17 protein-coding genes are annotated in these 19,520 nt (G+C 63.7%); 6 read left to right on the top strand and 11 right to left on the bottom strand.

What is annotated here, in order from left to right:
* Positions 1–4 precede the first annotated feature (4 nt).
* From DNK10_RS04100 to DNK10_RS04085, 4 genes are all read right to left on the bottom strand, one after another.
* Positions 5–298, bottom strand: coding sequence for a hypothetical protein (locus DNK10_RS04100; protein ID WP_131178010.1), 294 nt, complete (start codon positions 296–298; stop codon positions 5–7).
* Positions 299–648: 350 nt separating this feature from the next.
* Positions 649–3,039, bottom strand: a complete 2,391-nt coding sequence (locus DNK10_RS04095; protein ID WP_131190661.1) for a hybrid sensor histidine kinase/response regulator — start codon at positions 3,037–3,039, stop codon at positions 649–651.
* A 62-nt stretch (positions 3,040–3,101) separates the two neighbouring features.
* Positions 3,102–3,587 (bottom strand): response regulator, encoded by a 486-nt coding sequence (locus tag DNK10_RS04090; protein WP_131179695.1) that lies wholly within the window; start codon positions 3,585–3,587, stop codon positions 3,102–3,104.
* 16 nt (positions 3,588–3,603) lie between these two features.
* Positions 3,604–5,859, bottom strand: coding sequence for an ATP-binding protein (locus DNK10_RS04085; RefSeq protein WP_244216195.1), 2,256 nt, complete (start codon positions 5,857–5,859; stop codon positions 3,604–3,606).
* Between the two features lie 333 nt (positions 5,860–6,192).
* Here DNK10_RS04085 and DNK10_RS04080 point away from each other — a divergent pair, with 333 nt between their 5' ends.
* Positions 6,193–7,128, top strand: coding sequence for an SdiA-regulated domain-containing protein (locus DNK10_RS04080; RefSeq protein WP_131190659.1), 936 nt, complete (start codon positions 6,193–6,195; stop codon positions 7,126–7,128).
* A 410-nt stretch (positions 7,129–7,538) separates the two neighbouring features.
* On the opposite strand, the gene DNK10_RS04075 is transcribed toward DNK10_RS04080, so the two are convergent.
* The 6 genes from DNK10_RS04075 to DNK10_RS04050 all read right to left on the bottom strand — a co-directional run bounded on the left by DNK10_RS04075 (position 7,539) and on the right by DNK10_RS04050 (position 12,263).
* Positions 7,539–8,102, bottom strand: coding sequence for a DUF4136 domain-containing protein (locus tag DNK10_RS04075; protein ID WP_131190658.1), 564 nt, complete (start codon positions 8,100–8,102; stop codon positions 7,539–7,541).
* 32 nt (positions 8,103–8,134) lie between these two features.
* Positions 8,135–8,752, bottom strand: a complete 618-nt coding sequence (locus DNK10_RS04070) for a DUF4136 domain-containing protein (RefSeq protein WP_131179691.1) — start codon at positions 8,750–8,752, stop codon at positions 8,135–8,137.
* Positions 8,753–8,778: 26 nt separating this feature from the next.
* Positions 8,779–9,528, bottom strand: a complete 750-nt coding sequence (locus DNK10_RS04065; protein WP_131190657.1) for a methyltransferase domain-containing protein — start codon at positions 9,526–9,528, stop codon at positions 8,779–8,781.
* A complete protein-coding gene (locus tag DNK10_RS04060) occupies positions 9,528–9,830 on the bottom strand; it encodes a MazG-like family protein (RefSeq protein ID WP_131179689.1) in 303 nt (100 codons plus the stop codon). The genes DNK10_RS04065 and DNK10_RS04060 overlap by 1 nt, the downstream gene beginning before the upstream one ends.
* Before the next feature lie 42 nt (positions 9,831–9,872).
* Positions 9,873–10,724 (bottom strand): MaoC family dehydratase, encoded by an 852-nt coding sequence (locus DNK10_RS04055; RefSeq protein WP_131179688.1) that lies wholly within the window; start codon positions 10,722–10,724, stop codon positions 9,873–9,875.
* Positions 10,725–10,907: 183 nt separating this feature from the next.
* A complete protein-coding gene (locus DNK10_RS04050; RefSeq protein ID WP_131190656.1) occupies positions 10,908–12,263 on the bottom strand; it encodes a 3-oxoacyl-ACP reductase in 1,356 nt (451 codons plus the stop codon).
* Between the two features lie 157 nt (positions 12,264–12,420).
* Here DNK10_RS04050 and DNK10_RS04045 point away from each other — a divergent pair, with 157 nt between their 5' ends.
* The gene (locus tag DNK10_RS04045; RefSeq protein WP_131190655.1) at positions 12,421–13,698 is read left to right on the top strand and encodes an acetyl-CoA C-acetyltransferase; all 1,278 of its coding nucleotides are present in this window, start codon (positions 12,421–12,423) and stop codon (positions 13,696–13,698) included.
* A 53-nt stretch (positions 13,699–13,751) separates the two neighbouring features.
* Here DNK10_RS04045 and ada read toward each other — a convergent pair whose 3' ends face one another.
* Entirely contained in the window at positions 13,752–14,795 is a 1,044-nt protein-coding gene (gene ada / locus DNK10_RS04040; RefSeq protein ID WP_131190654.1) for a bifunctional DNA-binding transcriptional regulator/O6-methylguanine-DNA methyltransferase Ada, read from the bottom strand.
* A 190-nt stretch (positions 14,796–14,985) separates the two neighbouring features.
* Between ada and DNK10_RS04035 the strand changes: the two genes are divergently transcribed.
* The 4 genes from DNK10_RS04035 to nirD all read left to right on the top strand — a co-directional run bounded on the left by DNK10_RS04035 (position 14,986) and on the right by nirD (position 19,451).
* Positions 14,986–15,873 (top strand): PA4780 family RIO1-like protein kinase, encoded by an 888-nt coding sequence (locus DNK10_RS04035; protein WP_131190653.1) that lies wholly within the window; start codon positions 14,986–14,988, stop codon positions 15,871–15,873.
* Positions 15,874–15,914: 41 nt separating this feature from the next.
* Positions 15,915–16,100, top strand: coding sequence for a hypothetical protein (locus DNK10_RS04030; RefSeq protein WP_131190652.1), 186 nt, complete (start codon positions 15,915–15,917; stop codon positions 16,098–16,100).
* Positions 16,101–16,497: 397 nt separating this feature from the next.
* The gene (nirB, locus tag DNK10_RS04025) at positions 16,498–19,071 is read left to right on the top strand and encodes a nitrite reductase large subunit NirB (protein WP_131190651.1); all 2,574 of its coding nucleotides are present in this window, start codon (positions 16,498–16,500) and stop codon (positions 19,069–19,071) included.
* Positions 19,071–19,451, top strand: a complete 381-nt coding sequence (gene nirD / locus DNK10_RS04020; RefSeq protein WP_131179682.1) for a nitrite reductase small subunit NirD — start codon at positions 19,071–19,073, stop codon at positions 19,449–19,451. Before nirB ends, nirD begins: the two co-directional genes overlap by 1 nt.
* Positions 19,452–19,520: the final 69 nt, after the last annotated feature.

The raw sequence follows: 19,520 nt of genomic DNA, 5'->3' as shown, positions 1-19,520 counted from the left end.
CGCCTTAGTGAATCAGGCCACTAAGCAGCCACAGGCCGAGAAACAGCCAGATCAACCCGCCGATCACCGAACCGCGCATGAACGAGCGCACTGCGCTGTAGAGCAGGATCAGACCGATCAGCAGCACGGCAATGCTGAGTAGCGAAGGTGTCACGCCCAGAGCGCCGGCCATGCCGTCGATAAAGCCCGCCACGGCACCGCCCAGCATGCCGATCACGCCGCTCAGGGCATCGACGATAAAGCGGATGAACGAGCCGAACGCCTCACCGAGGGATTCGAAAAAACCTTCTACGCGCATGGAAACAGTCCTGGAAAACAGAAGAGGCAAAATAAAATCGGGATGCAGGCCTAGGGTCTGTCTCGCGGCAACGCGGCTTGCGCTGAAACGTCAACAGACCCTATTGGGCTGTCAGGAGGGAATGGAGTTCCCCGTGTTTGCGTATGGCGCGCCGTCGGCGTAACCGCTGGACATCACTGCGGGTCAGGCAAAGGCCACTGTCGTTGGGATGATCCATATCCAGGTGCCGAACACTGCGCCGGAATGATCTAGGTCGTGGGCAATTATCGGCAGAGGTAACCGTAACGGCTAGGCGCTTGCATGGGTTGCTGATCCGCCGTGACCGATGGAGCCGGCCACGGTGCCTGGATTCAGGTGGCTTTGCTACCGGCGAAGGCGTACTGCAGCTTTTCCGCCAGCTCTTCGCTGCGATAGGGCTTCTGCACGATAAAGACTTCGTCGGCGTCCAGGCCGCCCAGTTCGGCATAGCCGGTAACGAATACCACGGGCAACTCCGGGTAGCGCTGGCGAGCGACCTGGGCCAGTTCGGCGCCGTTCATGCCGGGCATCGCGAAGTCGGCCAGCAGCAGGTCGATTTCGTCGTCGAGCTTGCTCAGCGCTTCGGCGCCGCTGTTGGCTTCACGTACCTGGTAACCCAGGGCGTCCAGCGTCTGCGCGGTGACTTCGCGTACCCGCGGGTCATCATCGACCAACAGTATGGTGCGCTGCGCGCCATGCTCGGCAACGGGTAGCGGCTGGTTGGATATTTCGTCGCTCGCCTGGACGACGCTGCGCAGCCCCGGCAGGTACACCTTGACCGTGGTGCCGACGCCCATTTCCGTCAGGATGCGCGCACCGCCACCGGACTGCTTGGCGAAACCGAACACCTGAGCCAGGCCGAGACCCGAACCCTTGCCGATCTCCTTGGTGGTGAAGAAGGGCTCGAAGGCCTTGGCCAGTACCGCTTCGCTCATGCCGCTGCCGGAATCCTGCACCGACAGCACCACGTAATCGCCGGGCTCCGGGTCTTCCGGGCGCTGTGGCACCTTGCTGATCACCTCGTTGCTGGTGCCCAGGCGTAGCGTACCGCCCACCGCCATGGCATCGCGGGCGTTGATCGCCAGGTTGAGGATGATCAGTTCGATCTGCGTCGGGTCGACCCGCGCGTGCCACAGATCGGATTCTGTGGCGGTTTCGATCAGCACGCTGCCGCCCAGGGTGCTCTTCAGCAACTCGAGCATGCCGTGGACGGTTTCGCCGAGGTTGACCGCTTCCGGTACCAGGCGCTGACGCCGCGAGAAGGCCAGCAACTGGCCGGTGAGCTTGGCGCCGCGCTCGCCGGCGTCGGTGATGTTCTGCAGGCGGCTGCGCGCCTTGTCCAGGTTACCCTTTTCCAGGTCGCGGATCAGGAAGCTGGTACTGGTCAGCACCACCGTCAGCAGGTTGTTGAAATCGTGGGCCACGCCCGCGGTGAGTTGGCCGACCGCTTCCAGACGTTGCATCTGCTGCAAGGTCGCCTCGACCCGCTCGCGCTCGTTGATCTGCTCGCGTAGTTGCTGGTTGGTGGCCGCCAGTTCTTCGACCACGGCACGCTCGTGGGTGATGTCGCGCACCGCGGCGTAGAGCAGGTCGTCGTCGCGCACCAGAATCCACGACAGCCAGTGGTAGTCGCCGTCGGCGTGGCGCATGCGGTTGACGAAGCGCACCGAAACGTTCGCCGAGGTGACCCGTTCGATCTGCGCCAGGGTGTCGGTCAGGTCGTCGGCATGCACCAGTTCCCAGAGCGGCCCCTGGGTCAGTTGCTGGCGTGACCAGCCGAGGGTCTGTTCCCAGGCCGGGTTGAGCGCGCTGGGGCGCATGTCGAAACGCAGAACGGCGAGCAAATCGCGGGACAGTTCCCAGTTGCGGTCACGCTCGCGAGTACGCTTCTCGACGCGCTCACCCAGCATATCGTTGAGGCGCAGCAAGGCTTCGTTGGCCTGCTTCTGCTCGGTGATGTCGTGCAGCACGCCGAGAAACCGCGAACACTGGCCTTTTTCGAAGAAGGCCTGGCCGCGGGCGGAAATCCAGCGTTCGCTGCCATTGCTCAACGGCAGACGGAATTCCGCCTGGAATTCGTTGCCGGTGTCCGACGCCAGGGCTTCGTTGATGCGTTGGCGCAGGTGCGGGAGGTCGTCCGGATGACAGCGTCCGTAGAACATTTCCATGTTGACGTCTGCACCGGGCTCCAGTTCGTAGAGCGCCCTGCAGCGTTCGTCCCAGATCATGGTGCCGGTTGCCGGCACGTAATCCCACATGCCCATGCGTGCGGCGCCGATAGCCAGGCGGGCGCGTGCCTCGACCGCCTGCAGTGTGTCCTCGACACGACGCCGTTCATGGCGCTCGTTGACCTCGGCCATGGCACGGTCGATGGCCTTGGGCAGGAATGGCAGATTCTGCTTGAGCACGTAATCGACGGCGCCCAGGCGCATCATCTCCACCGCATGTTCTTCACCGAACATGCCGGACAGGAAGATGAAGGGGGTTTGCGGTGCCAGGCGACGTGCCACTTCCAGTGCCTGGGCGCCGGAAGAGCCTGGCAGCAGGTAGTCGGAGAGAATCAGATCGAAACGGTCTTTCTGCAGTGCGAGTTCGGCTGCCTGGTGGTCATAGACCAAGGTACTGTCGACCAACAGTCCATGGCGTTCCAGCGCGAGCAGGGCCAGTTCCGCATCACGTGGGCTGTCTTCGATGAACAGTAGTTTGAGTGGCTCGAGCGGCATGGAAAGGGTCGTCGGTTACTGTCTGGAGTAGGCCCGCGCTTCAAGCGAAACCGTGTTGGTCGTCAGTCGCTGTCGGATTCCGACTCGGTCTCTGAGCTGCGTCGGTGCAGGCGCAACGAACCAGGTGGCGGCTCGTTGAGCACCGCCCAGAACACCCCAAGATCGGAAATGGCCGAGACAAAAGACTTGAATTCGACCGGCTTGACCACGTAAGCGTTCACGTTCAATTCGTAGGCCCGCTGCAAATCGGGGCCTTCACGCGAAGACGTGAGCATTACGGTAGGGATGCTGCGCAATTCGGGTGACTCGCGGACGATCTTCAGCACTTCCAGGCCGTCCACCTTGGGTAGCTTGAGGTCGAGCATCATGATCGCCGGGTTGCCAGGCAGGCGATTGGCATGGCTGCCCCGACGAAACAGGTAATCCAGCGCCTCTGCACCATCACGCATGACGATCACGTCATTGGCCAGTTGACTACGCTCCAGAGCGATCAGCGTCAGTTCCAGATCGTGGGGATTGTCTTCGACCAACAAAATCGGTTTGAGCATTCGAGTCCTCGTCTCGTCATGAAAGAACGGGGTGGTGGCGTTTGGGTAACGCAAAATAAAAGGTGGCTCCTTGATCGACTTTGCCCTCTGCCCAGACCCGGCCATCGTGGCGCTCGATTATACGCCGTACGCTGGCCAGGCCTATGCCGGTGCCTTCGAATTCTTCCATGCGATGCAGGCGCTGGAAGACGCCGAACAGTTTGTCGATGTACTCCATGTTGAAGCCGACGCCGTTGTCGCGAACGAATACCACGACCTCGTCAGCGGTTTCCTGGGCGCCGATGACGATGACCGCCGGGTCGCGCCCACGGCTGTACTTGATGGCGTTGGCCAGCAGGTTGCGCAGCGCCAGGTGGAGAAACACGGTATCGGCGATCACCGTTGGCAGCGGCTGCACGTGCCACTCCAGGTTGCGCCCTTGGTAGTCCGGCTGCATTTCTTCGCGAATCGAGTCGACCAGGGCCTGCAGGTTGACGTCGGAGAAACGCAATGCCGAGCGGCCCATCTGCGAGAAGCTCAGCAGGTTGTCCACCAGGGTGCCGGCGAAGCGTGCCGACTCGCCGATATGCTCGAGAAAGCGCACGCCGCGCTCTGACAGATTGGCGCCTTCGAAATCACCGAGCAGCTCGGCGTAGCCGGCGATATGCCGCAGTGGCGCGCGCAGGTCGTGGGACACGCTGTAGGAGAACGCTTCCAGTTCCTTGTTGGATTTCTTCAGATCGCTGGCCAGCTGGGCCAGTTCCTCGGCCTTGCGCAGCACGATGCCGAGCACCGCGTTGCGCAACTCCAGGGCGCTTTCCGGCTCCTGCGCGTGCCAGGGCGTGGAGAAGCCGCGGATATCTTCCTGCCAGCGCTCGAAACTGTTGCGCGGGTTGAGCCCGCCGCTGGCGTTGATGGATTTCTCCGGCTTGCCGGCCCAGTGGACGATGCGCGTCTGCTCCGGTTTGAACCAGATCAGATAGTGGGAGTGCAACTCGGAAATGGCCACGGACAGCACACCGCCGACATGCTTGGCGAGCTCTGGCAGTTCCGGGATATCGAGGCTGACGTTGTCCGTCTGGAACAGGACTTCGCCGCTTCGTGCGCCTAGCCATTGCACCAGAGCGTTGACCTGGTCACGCGGCGGTGTCTGCCCTAGGAGGTCGCAGCGGGATGCGGAAATGATCGCCGCACCACTGGCCTGGGTGAAACTCAGAAAGGTCTCCGGCAGCGATAGCAAGCCTTCGCTGACGCTGTCGCGGTCGGCCATGGCCGAGAGCATCTGCACGATGTGTTGGCGCAACTGCAGCAGCCGCTGAGTGCGGGCCTGGGCGATCTTCGCTTCGATTTGCAGCGACAGCATGTGGCCGAGCAGTTCGCAGGCGGTGCGAGTCTGGAAACCCACCGAACGCGCTTGCGCATGGTGGCAGGAAATCAACCCCCAGAGTTGCCCTTTGACCACGATGGAGATCGACATCGAGGCGATGGTCTGCATGTTGCGCATGTACTGCAGGTGCACCGGCGACACGCTGCGCAGTGCTGCGTAGCTGAGATCCAGCGGTTTGCCGGTCAGCGGGTTGAGCGTCGGTCGCAGGGGCGAGGGTTGGTAGTTGGCGTCCTCGATCACGCGGATGCGATTGGCGACGTACAGGGCACGTGCCTGGGGCGGGATGTCCGCGGCGGGAAAGCTCAGGCCCAGGTAGCTGGGATAATCCGGGTCAAGGCGTTCGGCGAGCACCAGGCCGTTGCCCTCGGCATCGAAGCTGTAGATCTTGACCCGGCCGAAGCCGGTGATGCGTTTGACTTCGTCCACCGACAGGCGACACAGCTCATCGATGTCGTCGGCATCCTGCAGGTGGCCGATAAAGGTGCGCACCACCGGATAGAGGTTGTTGTAGGCGGCGACCACGTTGCTGGTCGGTTCGAATTCGGCGATCAGCACGCCATCGTGGCGGTGCACCATCATGGCGATCAGTTGGCGGCGGTCGCCTTCGCGGAAACGCACATCGCCGATGTGGAACGGCGTGGTCTCATCGTGGGAAAGCTGTGCCAGACGTTCGCTCAGCAAGGCGCTGTCTTCGAGAATCTCCCCCAGGTGCTGGCCCAGCAGGCGGTCAGGGTCGAGCCCCAGCCACTCGGCGACGTTCTCACTCACCTGCAGCACCGTGAGCGCCTGCTCGTCGAACACCATCAAGAATCCCTGAGGCTGGATGCTGCCGGGAATATGGATGGGTTCTTTGGCGCAGTTGGCGATTGCGCCGCTCAATGAGGTGATGGTTTCGCGGGGTGCCAAGATGTTCTCCTTCGGTTCCAGGCCGATCATGAGCAAGCTCAAGGGCGGATGCGGCGGGAGGCTGAGGCGTTACAGTCCAAGGTCGACAGACCCTAAGACAACGGTATGTTGGAATCCTCTCCGTGAGTGTGTTTCCGGCGCGGGCAGTCTGCACGCTCTCGCAGGGCGGGTAAACCGTAAGACGGCATCATCACTGCGCGGGGCCATTGCGGCTGAATGCCCGGCGTTGAGGAACTTTGCCCGGAGGCACGTTCTCAAAGGCGCTATGTCGTGCCGACGGATTGCAACATTCCCCCGGGTACACTGCCCGCCTTTGTGAACACGAGAATCGCCATGATAACTGCCGCCAAGCGGGCCCTTTCCCATCTGCCCGTCCTGCGCCCGTGGGCGTGGCTGCTGTTGCTGAGCCTGCTCGTTGCCGGTTACCAGATGCGCGCCCTGCACCTGGACGACCGCCTTTATTACTGGCTGACCACGCCCGCGATCTCGGAATGGGCACCGGACAGCCTGTTGAACCGCGACTACAAGGTGCAGCTGGACGCCAAGGTGGTCAGCGGCGTCAGCGACAACCTCTCGGGCCTGAGCTACGACGAGCAGCGCGACCAGCTTTGGGCGGTGCTCAACAACCCCGAAGAACTGCTGGCCATGAGCAAGGACGGCGAAGTGCTGGCGCGTTATCCGCTGAGCGGCTTCAGCGATGTCGAGGGCGTGACCTACCTGGGAGACGGCCTGCTGCTGCTCGCTGAGGAGCGCGATCACGCATTGGTGGTAGTGCCGGTGCCAGAGGGTTCCGGAGCGTTGTTTCGTGAGGACTACCGCGCCCTGACCCTGGGCATCCAGCTCGATGGCAACCAGGGCTTCGAAGGTGTGGGTTACGATCGGGCGCGGGATCGGCTGTTCGTGGTCAAGGAGCACTCGCCGATGAAACTCTACGAAATCCGCGGCTTCAAAAGCAGTGTGAACGGCAATTTCGGCCTGGAAATCATCGATCATGACGACTGGATTCGTGATTCGGTATTCGCCTCGGATCTGTCGTCGGTTCATTTCGACGAGCGAACCGGCCATCTTGCGCTGCTCAGCGACGAGTCGAAGCGGATCATGGAACTGGATGGCGACAGCGGCAAGCTGATCGGTTTCCGTACCCTGGACAGCGACTTCGCCGGCCTCGGCAAATCGGTGCCCCAGGGCGAAGGCATGACCTTCGACGATGAAGGCAACCTCTACATCGTCAGCGAACCCAACCTGTTCTATCGCTTCGGCCGCGGCTGAACGACCGCGTCATCCCGCGCAACGGCGCCATAGCCGATAATCGTCGGAAAGGGCTAGGCGCCCTCCCGACTCTTAGAACCTGTTCACGATCTTTGTGTACTTGGCAAATAGGAACCGTATCCCTATGGATCGACGGCAATAAGGCAGAAGCGGATACTCGTAGGGTGGACGGCGCTTTATCCGTCCACCGCTCTGTGATCGCAATGGTGGACAAAAGAGCGTTGTCCACCCTACGCAGCTCCCGCCACTTTGCTGCCATTGCACGTGGGGGCTCGTCGAAAAATCGTGAACAGGTTCTTACATAACCGCGCTGAATTGCGCACCGGTGGAGCCCCGCTTTCGGGCCGAAGCGATTGTGGTCATCCTGTGAAACGGCGTTGTGCTCATCAATCGCCGCAAGGTCGTCCGCCCTAACGCGGCGGATACTGGCTAAGCACTCGTGCTACGGTTTCACGGATTTCTGCCTCGCGCTGGGTGGGGGCGCCCCCTTTATTGCGCATGATTCTTTCGTCACTGCCGCGCCAGACCAGCTTGCCGTCCTTGCCATCGAACAAGTCGACCTGCACGGTCGCGACCTTGTAGTCGACGGTGCGGATGTCGTTGTAAGCCGGGCCGCCCCAGTAATTCCCCCAGTAGCCGCCGAAGCCGCCCCCGAAGCCGGTGCTGACCTGCTGTTGGCGCTGCTCGACGATCAACCACACCTGCACGTGCAGATCGCCCGAGGTGCCGGTTGCCGCCGGGCGTAGGCCACGTTGGTCGAGCTGCCCGCTCACCGCGCCACGCAGGCGCTGTTCGGTGAGGTCGCTGCGGATGCGCGGGTCATCGGGTCTGTATTGCACCGCGGGCTCCTGCCAGCTCCAACTGCGATAGCCGGCGAAGTCGCGGCTGGCATCGAAGTCGCGGTTGATCTGCTGGCTCTGGCAGGCGCCGAGCAGCAACAGGGCGGGAATCAGTAACAAAGGCAGGCGGCGCATAAGAGTTCTCCTGAATCCATCGAGTTGTGGGGTCACGCAGGCGGGTATTCGCCGAGTGCGTCGCTTACCGCTTTGCGCAGGGCCTCGGCGCGTTCGGCCTGACTGCCGCTGCTGCGCATTTCCGCCTGGCCACTCCACACCTGTTCACCGCTGCGGCCATCGAAGAAGTCGATACGCACCACCACGACCTCTTCCTCATAGGAGCGGGTCAGCGGAACGCGAGCGCCCACGCCGACACCATTGCCGTAATAGCCGCGGTTGCCGTAGCTGCCATAGCCACCTCCGTAGTAGGGATCGTAACTGTCGGCGACCTGGCGCACGCGGCGCTCCAGGCGGGTGTCGGTGCGAACCTTGAGGTCGGCCGCAGCATTGCCCTGAGCTGGGCGCAGGCCTCGCTGGTCGAGGGCATTGTTGAGAGCGTCCTGCACCAGATCCGCGCTGGCCCAGGCGCTACCGGCCGGCTGTTGCTGCCAGGCCCAGCTGCGATAGGCCGCATAGTCGCGTGGTGCTGCGGGGTAGGCGCTGCGATCGAAGTGGTTGGCCGCCCCTGGCGGCGCCGGTGGTAGCGGCACCGAGTCCGTGGTGTACGGGTTCTGGCTCTGGCAGGCAGCCAGGGCGGTAGCGAGCAGCAACAGCGTGATGCGTTTCATGACGGTTCTCCTGTCAGAGCAGGCGTTCAGCGTGGCCGACAGATCCAGTGCAGGTAGCGCCCGAGCCCGGCGAAGGCCGGGTGACGGCGGTGTGCCAATTCCATTTCCAGCAGGTCGGCGAGCTGCGCCTTGGCCTGGAATTCCCGTGGCATGTAATCATGGAACACCCGTACGCCGCTTTCCCGTTCGACCTGCCAGTGGGCGGCAAGTTGCGCTGCCAGTTCGCGCGGATCGAGGGGGCGCTGGGGTGTCAGGCTGTGCTTTTCGCCTGCGAATTCTTCCTTGCGCAACTTGCGCAGGTGGCCTTTGAGCAGGTTGCGGTAGATCAGCGCGTCCTTATTGTAGAACGCCAGCGACAGCCAGCCATCCGGCGCCGTCAGACCGTGCAGGGCAGGGAGGATGGCGGCCGGCTCGGCCAGCCATTCGAGCACGGCATGGCAGATGACCAGATCGAATGGTGCGTCGAAACGCTCCGGCAGTTCCTGCCACGGCGCGTGGATGAAGGTTGCCGCAACACCAGCTGCGGCGAAGCGCTCGCGGGCGCCGGCCAGCATGGGTTCGGCCGGTTCGGCCAGGGTTACCTGGTGGCCACGTTCGGCCAGCCACAGGGCCATATGGCCAAGCCCGGCGCCGACATCGAGCACGCGCAGCGGGCGTTCGGGCAGCGCTTCGGTGAGATCGGCTTGCAACACGGCGAGGCGGATCGCACCCTTGGCACCGCCGTAGATCTTCTCGGCGAAGCGGGTCGCCAGTTCATCGAAGTGACGGTCGTTCATCAATTGAAGCGCCGTTCGCTGTCGGCCAGCTTGGCGCGCACCACCTGTTCCATGTCCAGGCCCAGCTCGCTGCACAGCAGGAGCAGGTAAAGCACCACGTCACCGACTTCCTGTCCGGCGTGTTCGAGCTTGTCGGCCGGCAGCGTGCGCGACTGATCCTCGCTGAGCCACTGGAAAATCTCCACCAGCTCGGCCATCTCCACGCTGGCGGCCATGGCCAGGTTCTTCGGGCTGTGGAATTGGCGCCAGTCGTTGCGATCACGAATGGCGTGCAGACGAGCGGTGAGTTCGGCGATGTTCATGCGGTTTCCCGTAGGCGGTAGCCGCACATTGTTTCATGCGGGTTATATGACCTGCCAGTGGCCGGCCATATGCGGCACATCCTCTTTGCCGAGCAGCTCGAACTGGCCCTGGGCCGCCGGCATGCTGGCGCGCATGCGAATATGGGCCGGTAGCAGCACCGGTTTCTGAAAACGCACTTCGACGCTGTAGCCCGACGCGGGCAGGTGCGCCTGCAACGCCGCCAGCGCGCGCGCCTTGTTCCACAGACCATGGGCAATGGCACGGGGAAAGCCAAAGGGTTTGGCGCTCAGCGCGCAAAGGTGGATAGGGTTGTAGTCGCCGGAGATTCGCGCATAGCGTCGGCCGATATTCGCTGGCGCTTGCCATTGGGCCAGATCGTCCATCGGCGGTCGGTCGGGTTCGCTGCGGCCAATCGTCGGGCCGTCCAGCTTCATGCCCCGGCAGAGTAGGCGGCTGTCACCTTCCCAGAGCGGGCCGAGCTGGTCTTCGAGACGGGTGATGACGCTGAATACCGCGCCCTTGTCGTGGGGTACCAGGTTGCTGGCCTCCACGCTCAGGGTGAAGGGGCCGAGCCCGGCGAGCTGGCGAATCACCCGGATACGGTTTTCCAGGTGCACCAGGCCGAGAAGCGGGAAAGGAAAGTCGGGCTCGGTCAGCAGCTTCATCTGCAGGGCGAAGGCCAGCACATGGGGATAAGTGGCCGGCAGCCGGGCGTCGTCCGTGAAACCGCACAGCTTGCGGTAGCGAGCCAGATGGTTGGTGTCGACAGTGACCGAGCAGCGCAGCCCTTGGTGCGGCAGCACTTTGCCGGTGATGCCGCGACGCAGCGCGGCGCGCAGGAGCAAGCCGGGCAGGGACGGTGGGGTGTGCAGATCGAGCCATTCGGTTGCCATCGTGCGCTCCGGTGCAGAATGAGGTTCAGCGTACTCTCGTCGAGATTTAGGACATTAGCCAGCGCGCATTGGTGCCCGTTGCGCAAGTGATCGGCCGCGCCCCGGCGGCGCAGGGGCGGCGAAACGCCAGTGGAGTTTCGCCGCCGCGATCGCCCGCTGGAAAGCGATCGCGGCGGCTTGTGCTCAAGCGCCCAGCAGGCTCTGCCCGCACACTCGCAATACCTGGCCGCTGACTGCGCCTGAGCCCGGCTGGGCGAACCAGGCCACGGTCTCGGCGACATCCTGGGGCAGGCCGCCCTGATTCATGGCGTTCATGCGCCGGCCGGCTTCGCGAATGGTGAAGGGCATGGCGGCTGTCATCTGGGTTTCGATAAAACCCGGTGCCACGGCGTTGATGCTGATGCCGCGCTCGGCCAGCTTCGGCGCCCAGCTCTGGGCGAGGCCGATCAGCCCGGCCTTGCTGGTCGCGTAGTTGGTCTGCCCGACGTTGCCAGCGATGCCGCTGAGCGAAGCGATCAGCACCACGCGGCCGTTGTCACGCAAGGTACCAGCCTGTAGCAGGGCCTCGGTGAGCTGCTGTGGCGCGCGCAGGTTGACGTCGATCACCGACTCCCAGAGTCCTTCACTCATCTTTGCCAGGGTCTTGTCGCGGGTGATGCCGGCGTTGTGCACGACGATATCCACACCCTCGGGCAACGCCTCGACCAGTTTGCCGGGCGCGTCCTCGGCGCAGATATCCAGGGCCAGACTACGCCCGCCAAGGCGTGAGGCGAGAGCATCGAGCGCGTCCTTGGCTTGTGGCACATCCAGCAACAGTACTTCGGCGCCGTCCCGGGCCAGGGTTTCCGCGATGGCTGCACCGATGCCACGGCTGGCGCCAGTCACAAGGGCCGTTTTGCCGGCCAGCGGGCGCGTCCAGTCACTGACCAACTGGGCGCAGGGCTGCAGGCGCAGCACCTGGGCCGACACATAGGCACTTTTAGGCGAAAGCAGAAAACGTAGCGCGCCTTCGAGCTGGTTTTCGGCGCCCTGATCGACATGCAGCAACTGCACGGTGCCGCCCCGGCGGATTTCCTTGGCCAGCGAGCGAGTGAAACCTTCCAGGGCCCGCTGCACGCTGGCGGTCTGGGGATCGTCGAGGGTCTGCGGTGCGCGGCCGAGCACGACGACGTGCGGGCAGCGGTCGAGGCCTTTGAAGGCTGGCTGGAAGAACTGACGCAGGGCGTCCAGCTCCTCGAAGCGGCTCAGGCTGCTGGCATCGAACACCAGGCCCTTGAGCTTGGGGCCGTGCTCGGCTGTCCAGCGTGGCAGGCCGAGCTGGTCATCGCGGGCGGAGAAATGTTCGTCGGTCAGACGGGTGGCGAAGCTCGCCACTGTTGCGCCCAGCTCGCCGTCACCGCCGATCAGCAATGCGCCTTCCAGGGGCCGGTTGCGGCCCGCCACCCAGCGTTCCAGGGGCAGCGGTGCGGGCAGGCCGAGCGCGCCGACCAGGCGGCGTCCGGTTGGCGTATTGGCGAAGTTGAGGTAGCGATCGGACATGGAACAGACTCCAGGGCTGAAACTCAAAGGTATTGACCACTGTACGCCATCGCTCGTTTCATGCATCGACAGGGTGACGCCAGCAGCCGGTTGAGCAGCCAATGCGGCGATCAACCGCGTTAAAGTACCGAGCCATACTACCCGCAAGGAGCCGTATATGAGCCTGCCGCGCCGGGTCGCCATCGTTGGCGGCAACCGCATTCCCTTCGCCCGCTCCAATAGCGTGTATGCCACCGCAAGTAATCAGGCCATGCTCACCAGTGCCCTGGAAGGCCTGATCGAGCGCTACAACCTGCATGGCGAGCGCCTCGGCGAGGTGGTCGCGGGCGCCGTGCTCAAGCACTCGCGGGATTTCAACCTGACCCGAGAATGTGTGCTCGGCTCGCGCCTGTCGCCCCAGACGCCGGCCTACGACCTGCAGCAAGCTTGCGGTACTGGGCTGGAGGCCGCGTTGCTGGTCGCCAACAAGATCGCCCTGGGGCAGATAGAAAGCGGCATCGCCGGTGGCGTGGACACCACCTCGGATGCACCGATTGGCGTCAATGAGGGGTTGCGCAAGATCCTGTTACAAGCCAATCGCAGCAAGCGTACCGGCGACAAGATCAAGGCGCTGTTGCAGATACGTCCGCGGCACCTGGCGCCGTCGCTGCCACGCAATGGTGAGCCGCGCACCGGTTTGTCCATGGGCCAGCATTGCGAGCTGATGGCGCAGCACTGGGCCATCCCCCGTGACGAACAGGATCAGTTGGCGGTGGAGAGCCATCGCAAACTCGCTGCCGCCTATGCCGAAGGCTGGCAGGACGATCTGCTCACTCCGTTTCTCGGCCTGACTCGCGACGAGAACCTGCGTCCCGATATCGACCTGGCCAAGCTGGCCACCCTCAAGCCGGTGTTCGAGCGCGGCGAACGCGGCACCTTGACCGCCGCCAACTCGACGCCGCTGACCGATGGTGCGTCCCTGGTGCTGCTCGCCAGCGAAGAGTGGGCCAAGGCCCGCGGCTTGCCGATTCTTGCCTACTGGCGCGATGGCGAGGCGGCGGCGGTGGACTTCGTCAAAGGCAACGAGGGTCTGCTGATGGCGCCGGTGTATGCCGTGCCCCGGCTCTTGGCGCGTAACGGCCTGACCCTGCAGGACTTCGACTATTACGAAATTCATGAAGCCTTCGCTGCCCAGGTGCTCTGTACCCTCAAGGCCTGGGAGGACGCCGACTATTGCCGCACGCGGCTGGGGCTGGAGCAGCCGCTGGGCACCATCGACAGGGCCAGGCTCAACATCAAGGGCAGCTCGCTGGCCGCCGGCCATCCGTTCGCCGCCACCGGCGGGCGGATCGTCGCCAACCTGGCCAAGCTGCTATCCGTTGCGGGCGAGGGTCGCGGGTTGATCTCCATCTGCGCCGCTGGCGGCCAGGGCGTTACCGCGATTCTTGAGCGGTGACTCGTAGGGTGGAACCCGCTTCATCGTTCCACCAATGGCCCCTAGGTACAGGATCAATCTTCGAGGCTGGTCGTCCCGGCTTCGGCCTTGAGCAATGCCGCCTTGCGCGCCACGCCCCAACGGTAGCCGCCCAGGCTGCCGTCGGCTGCGGTGACGCGATGACAGGGCACCAGCAGGCCCAGGGGATTGCTGGCGCAGGCTCGGGCGATGGCTCGTGGGTGGCTGCCGAGAGTGGCGGCCAGTTGTCCGTAAGTGCGCGTCTGCCCCATGGGGATGGTTCGCAGGGCCTGCCATACTCGTTGCTGAAACGCCGTGCCACGTAGATCCAGCGGCAGGTTGGCTGCGCGAGTCGGCTCCTCGATCTGCGTCAGCACCTCATGCAACCAATCCTGCAGCACCGCGTCATTGCGTTGCAACGTCGCTGCCGGGAAGCGCTGGCGCAGCTCCGTTTCCACCGCCGCTTCGGACTCGCCGAACAGCAAGGCGCACAGGCCGTTGTCGCTGCTCGCCAGCAGCAGGTAGCCGAGCGCGCAGGGGGCAACGGCGATGCGCAGCATTTCTCCCGCAGCGCCCTGACGTCTTCTGGCCGGACTCAATCCGTCTGTTTGTTCGTAGAGCGCTCGTGTGCCGGAATAACCGCTGGCCAGCGCTGCATCGAGCACCGAGTCTGCCTGGGGTAGTGCCTGTTCCAGGCGCTCACGCTGACGGGTGCTGACCCAGACCTTTGGCGTCATCCCGGTGCGCGCCTTGAAGGCCCTTGCCAAATGCGAGGGCGACAGACCGATGCGCGCGGCAAGCCGATCCAGGGTCAGTGGCTTGTCGGTTTCGTCGAGCAGGCGGCAGGCTGCGGTAACCAGTGCATCGAGCTGTTCGGCCGGGCTGGGGCCTTGGGGTGTGCAGCGTTTGCAGGGGCGATAGCCCGCCGCTTCGGCTGCCGCGCTATCCGCGTGGAAACTGACGTTCTCGCGGCGCGGCCGGCGGGCCGGGCAACTGGGGCGGCAATAGATGCCGGTCGAACGCACGGCGAAGACGAAGTGACCATCCTGCGTGGCGTCGCGGTCGCACACGGCCTGCCAGCAACCTGTCTGATCGAGCATGGTCAACTCCTGGGATGGGTGGTTCGCGTTTAGACGATGGAAAGATTGTCGGCTCTGATCGAGCCATAGCCAATCCGAATCGCGCTTTTGAAGCGACGAACGCGGTGAATTACGGCAGAGACTGGGCGCTGCCTCAGGATTGCCGTATAAAAGGGCCGCATAGGCCACTGAGGAACAACGATAAAAGCTGATGAAGACGCCAAAACGCATTGAGCCCTTGGTCGAGGACGGCCTGGTGGACGAGGTGATTCGCCCTTTGATGAGCGGCAAGGAAGCAGCGGTCTATGTCGTGCGTTGCGGTAACGAGTTGCGCTGCGCCAAGGTCTACAAGGAGGCCAACAAGCGTGGTTTCCGCCAGGCCGCCGAGTATCAGGAAGGTCGCAAGGTACGCAACAGCCGTGACGCACGGGCCATGGCCAAAGGCTCCAAATATGGTCGCAAAGGCCAGGAAGACGCCTGGCAGAATGCCGAGGTGGCGGCCCTGTTTCGCCTGGCCAATGCCGGGGTTCGGGTGCCCAAACCCTACGACTTTCTCGAAGGTGTGCTGCTCATGGAGCTGGTCACCGACGGCGAGGGTGGTGTGGCGCCGCGGCTCAACGACGTCGACCTGCACCCCGAGGACGCCCGCGAATTCCATGCTTTCATGATCGACGAGATCGTCAAGATGCTCTGCGCCGGCCTGGTGCATGGCGACCTGTCGGAATTCAACGTGCTGCTCGGCCCCGAAGGCCCGGTGATCATCGATCTGCCCCAGGCGGTGGACGCGGCGGGCAACAACCACGCGTTCAAGATGCTCGAACGTGACGTCGGCAACATGGCCGCCTATTTCGGCCAGTTCGCGCCGGAGCTCAGGTTCAGCAAGTACGCCAAGGAAATGTGGGCGCTGTACGAGGACGGCAAGCTGACCCCCGATAGCGTGCTGACCGGCGAGTTCGACGACCCCGAGGAAGATGCCGACGTCGATGCGGTGATGCGCGAGATCAAGGCCGCCCTGGCCGATGAAGCGCGTCGTCAGGCAGTGCTCAACGCCGAGGACGAACCCAAGGATCAGGAACCGCCGCCACCCTGGGAGCGCTAGGAACCTGTTCACGATCTGCCCGCATCGCCTGCAGATGTTTCATGTACGACCGCAAAAAGGCGGAAGCAGACGTAGGGTGGATGACGCTCTTTTCATCCACCATCGCGATTGCAGAGCGGTGGACGGATAAAGCGTCGTCCACCCTACGACAGGCCGCTTCCGCCTTGTCGCATCTTACGGTCAACGCTTGGCTCTGGCTGGTGAGCGTGAACGGATTCTATGCCTGATCGATCAGAGCCACATGCTGCCGTGTTGGGAATTGCGGTATGCCCCGAAACGGTGATTTGAGGGGCGATATGCTTCATTTTGGTTCGCTGCATTCCTGTATTTCATGCTGCGTATCTTCTATTCGCCTGCCTGAAAGCCTCGCCACTCCTGCGCTCTAGCGTTTATCCAGGCGTTGGCATGCAACCTGCTATCCATTCTGCGTGACCTGCCATAACCCTGCAGGTGCCCTGGCCGCTTCGGCTGCTGGGGCGATGAGCCTGGGCAGCGTAGCCCGCCATCCACCCAAAACTACATGACTGAATCCAAGGCAAAGACGCCTGAAGCTGCTAGCAGCTCCAGGCGTCTTTTTTTTGCGTTGCAGAAACCCGTGATAGCGCAGCAGACAGAGGGCAGGCTATGAACTCCATCGTCACATCGATCAAGCGCGAGAGCCTGATCGTCATCGGCAACGGCATGGTCGGCCACCACTGTGTGGAACAGTTGATCGCCAGCGGCGCCCTGCAGCGCTATCAGGTGCACGTGTATGGCGAAGAGCGCCAGCGCGCTTATGACCGCGTGCACCTGTCCGAGTATTTCTCCGGCAAGGACGCCGAAGCCCTGGCCCTTGGCGAGCCTGACCTGTACGCCCGTCATGGCGTGCACCTGCACTTGGGCGAACAGGTGCTGGAGATCGACCGTGAGGCCCAGGAGGTCGTCACCGCCCACGGCCGCCGCCACTACGACCGCCTGGTGCTGGCCACCGGTTCCTACCCTTTCGTACCGCCGATTCCTGGCGCCGAGGGCAATTCGCGCCTGGTCTACCGTACTCTGGACGATCTCGATGGTATTCGCGCCGCAGCAGCCAGCGCCCGGCGTGGCGTGGTGGTCGGCGGCGGCTTGCTCGGCCTGGAAGCGGCCAACGCCCTCAAGTCCCTTGGCCTGGAAGCCCACGTGGTGGAGTTCGCACCACGGCTGATGCCAGTGCAGTTGGATGCCGACGGTGGCGACGCGCTGCGGGCGCGCATCGAGGCCCTTGGTGTGGGCGTGCACCTGTCGCGCGCCACCCAGGAGATCGTCATCGGTGAGGAATACGCCTACCGCATGAAATTCAGCGATGGCGCTGATGGTAAATGTGAGTATCTGGAAACCGACCTGATCGTGTTTTCCGCCGGTATTCGCCCGCAGGACGCCCTTGGCCGCGCCGCCGGCCTGGAGATAGCGCCGCGCGGTGGCGTGGTGGTCGATAACGATTGCCGTACCAGCGACCCGGCGATCTTCGCCATCGGCGAATGCGCATCCTGGAATGGCATGGTCTTCGGCCTGGTCGCGCCGGGCTACTCGATGGCCCGCAATGTCGCCGCGCTGCTTGCGGGTCAGGCCCATGAACAGTTCACCGGCGCCGACATGTCGACCAAGCTCAAGCTGCTTGGCGTCGACGTCGGCTCCATCGGCGATGCCCACGCCGCCACGCCAGGTGCCAAGAGCTACCGCTACATCGACGAAGCCAATGCCAGCTACCGCCGCCTGGTGGTCTCGGCGGATGGCCAGCACGTCATCGGCGCGGTGCTGGTCGGCGACAACAGTTACTACGACACCCTGCTGCAGTACGCCCAGAACGGCATCAAGCTACCCCAGGATCCGTCCAGCCTGATCCTGCCGCTCTCCGACGGCGCGCCGACCCTGGGCGCCGATGCGCTGCCGGACAGCGCGACCATCTGTTCCTGCCACAACGTCAGCAAGGGCGCGGTGTGCTGCCAGGTCGACGCCGGCATCACCGATCTCGGCGAGCTGAAGGCCATCACCAAGGCCGGTAGCGGTTGCGGTGGCTGCAGCGCCTTGCTCAAGCAGGTCTTCGAGCATGAGCTGAGCGCCCGTGGCGTGGCGGTGGACAAGAGCCTCTGCGAGCACTTCGCCCACACCCGCCAGGAGCTGTACGGCATCGTCCGGGTGGAAGGCATCCTCAGTTTCGAAGAGCTGCTGGCCCGTCATGGTCGTGGCCACACCGGCTGCGATATCTGCAAACCGGCAGTCGGTTCGATCCTCGCCTCGTGCTGGAACCAGCCGATCACCGATCCGCTGCTGATTCCGCTGCAGGACACCAACGACACCTTCATGGCCAACATGCAGAAGAACGGCACCTACTCGGTGGTACCGCGTATTCCCGGCGGCGAGATCACCCCGGACGGGCTGATCTCCATCGGTGCGGTGGCGAAGAAATACGATCTCTACACCAAGATCACCGGCGGCCAGCGTATCGACCTGTTCGGTGCGCAACTGCACGAACTGCCGGAGATCTGGAGCGAGCTGATCGCTGCCGGCTTCGAGACCGGGCATGCCTACGGCAAGTCGCTGCGCACCGTGAAGTCCTGCGTGGGCAGCACCTGGTGCCGCTACGGTGTGCAGGACAGCGTCGGCATGGCGCTGCGTCTGGAGGATCGCTACAAGGGCCTGCGCTCGCCGCACAAGATCAAGTTCGCGGTCAGCGGCTGCACCCGTGAGTGCGCCGAGGCGCAGAGCAAGGACATTGGCGTGATCGCCACCGACAAGGGCTGGAACCTGTATGTGTGTGGCAACGGCGGCATGCGCCCACGGCACGCCGAGTTGTTCGCCACCGACCTGGATGACGCGGCGCTGATCCGCACCATCGACCGTGTGCTGATGTTCTACGTACGCACCGCCGACAAGCTGCAGCGTACCTCGGTGTGGCGCGAGTCCCTGGAAGGTGGCCTGGATTACCTCAAGGCGGTGATCCTCGACGACAGCCTGGGCCTGGGCAATGAGCTGGAAGCGCAGATGCAGCTGGTGGTCGACCGTTACGAATGCGAGTGGGCCGGCGCCCTCAAGGATCCGGAGAAGCTCAAGCGCTTCCGCACCTTCGTCAACGACAAGCGCGCCGATCCGGACATCCACTTCGTCAAGGAGCGTGGCCAGCGCCGTCCGCTTTCCGCCAGTGAGTTACACCTGATCCCCGTTACCGAGGAGGTGCTCTGATGAGCCAGTCCAACGCCGTGCGTGCCCAATCTCTTCCCGCCACCGAGTGGCGACCACTTTGCCGCAGCCAGGATCTGGTCGCCAATTCGGGCGTGGTGGCCTGGCTCGAGGGTGCGCAGATCGCCCTGTTCCATCTGCCGCAGAGCGAGGCCGGCGAGCAGCTGTTCGCCGTGGAAAACCGCGATCCGAAATCCGGCGCCAACGTCATTGGCCGCGGCCTGATCGGCCAGATCAAGGGCGATCTGGTGATCGCCTCGCCGCTCTACAAACAGCATTTCCGCCTGGTCGACGGCAGCTGCCTGGAGTACCCGGAGCAGCGCCTGCGGGTGTGGCCGGTGCGGCTCAATGGTGACACCGTGGAAATCGGCCTGGCGGGTTGATCGCCTCAACCGATTGGCTGCGAAGGTGGAGAAGAGCGTGAGTCGCGCCCCAGATCCACCCTGCACGAT

This window comes from Phytopseudomonas daroniae, from assembly GCF_004327275.1.
GTDB classification, from domain to species: domain Bacteria; phylum Pseudomonadota; class Gammaproteobacteria; order Pseudomonadales; family Pseudomonadaceae; genus Aquipseudomonas; species Aquipseudomonas daroniae.
The sequence above is the reverse complement of the archived record's forward strand: the minus strand, read 5'-3'. Positions and strand labels throughout refer to the sequence as shown.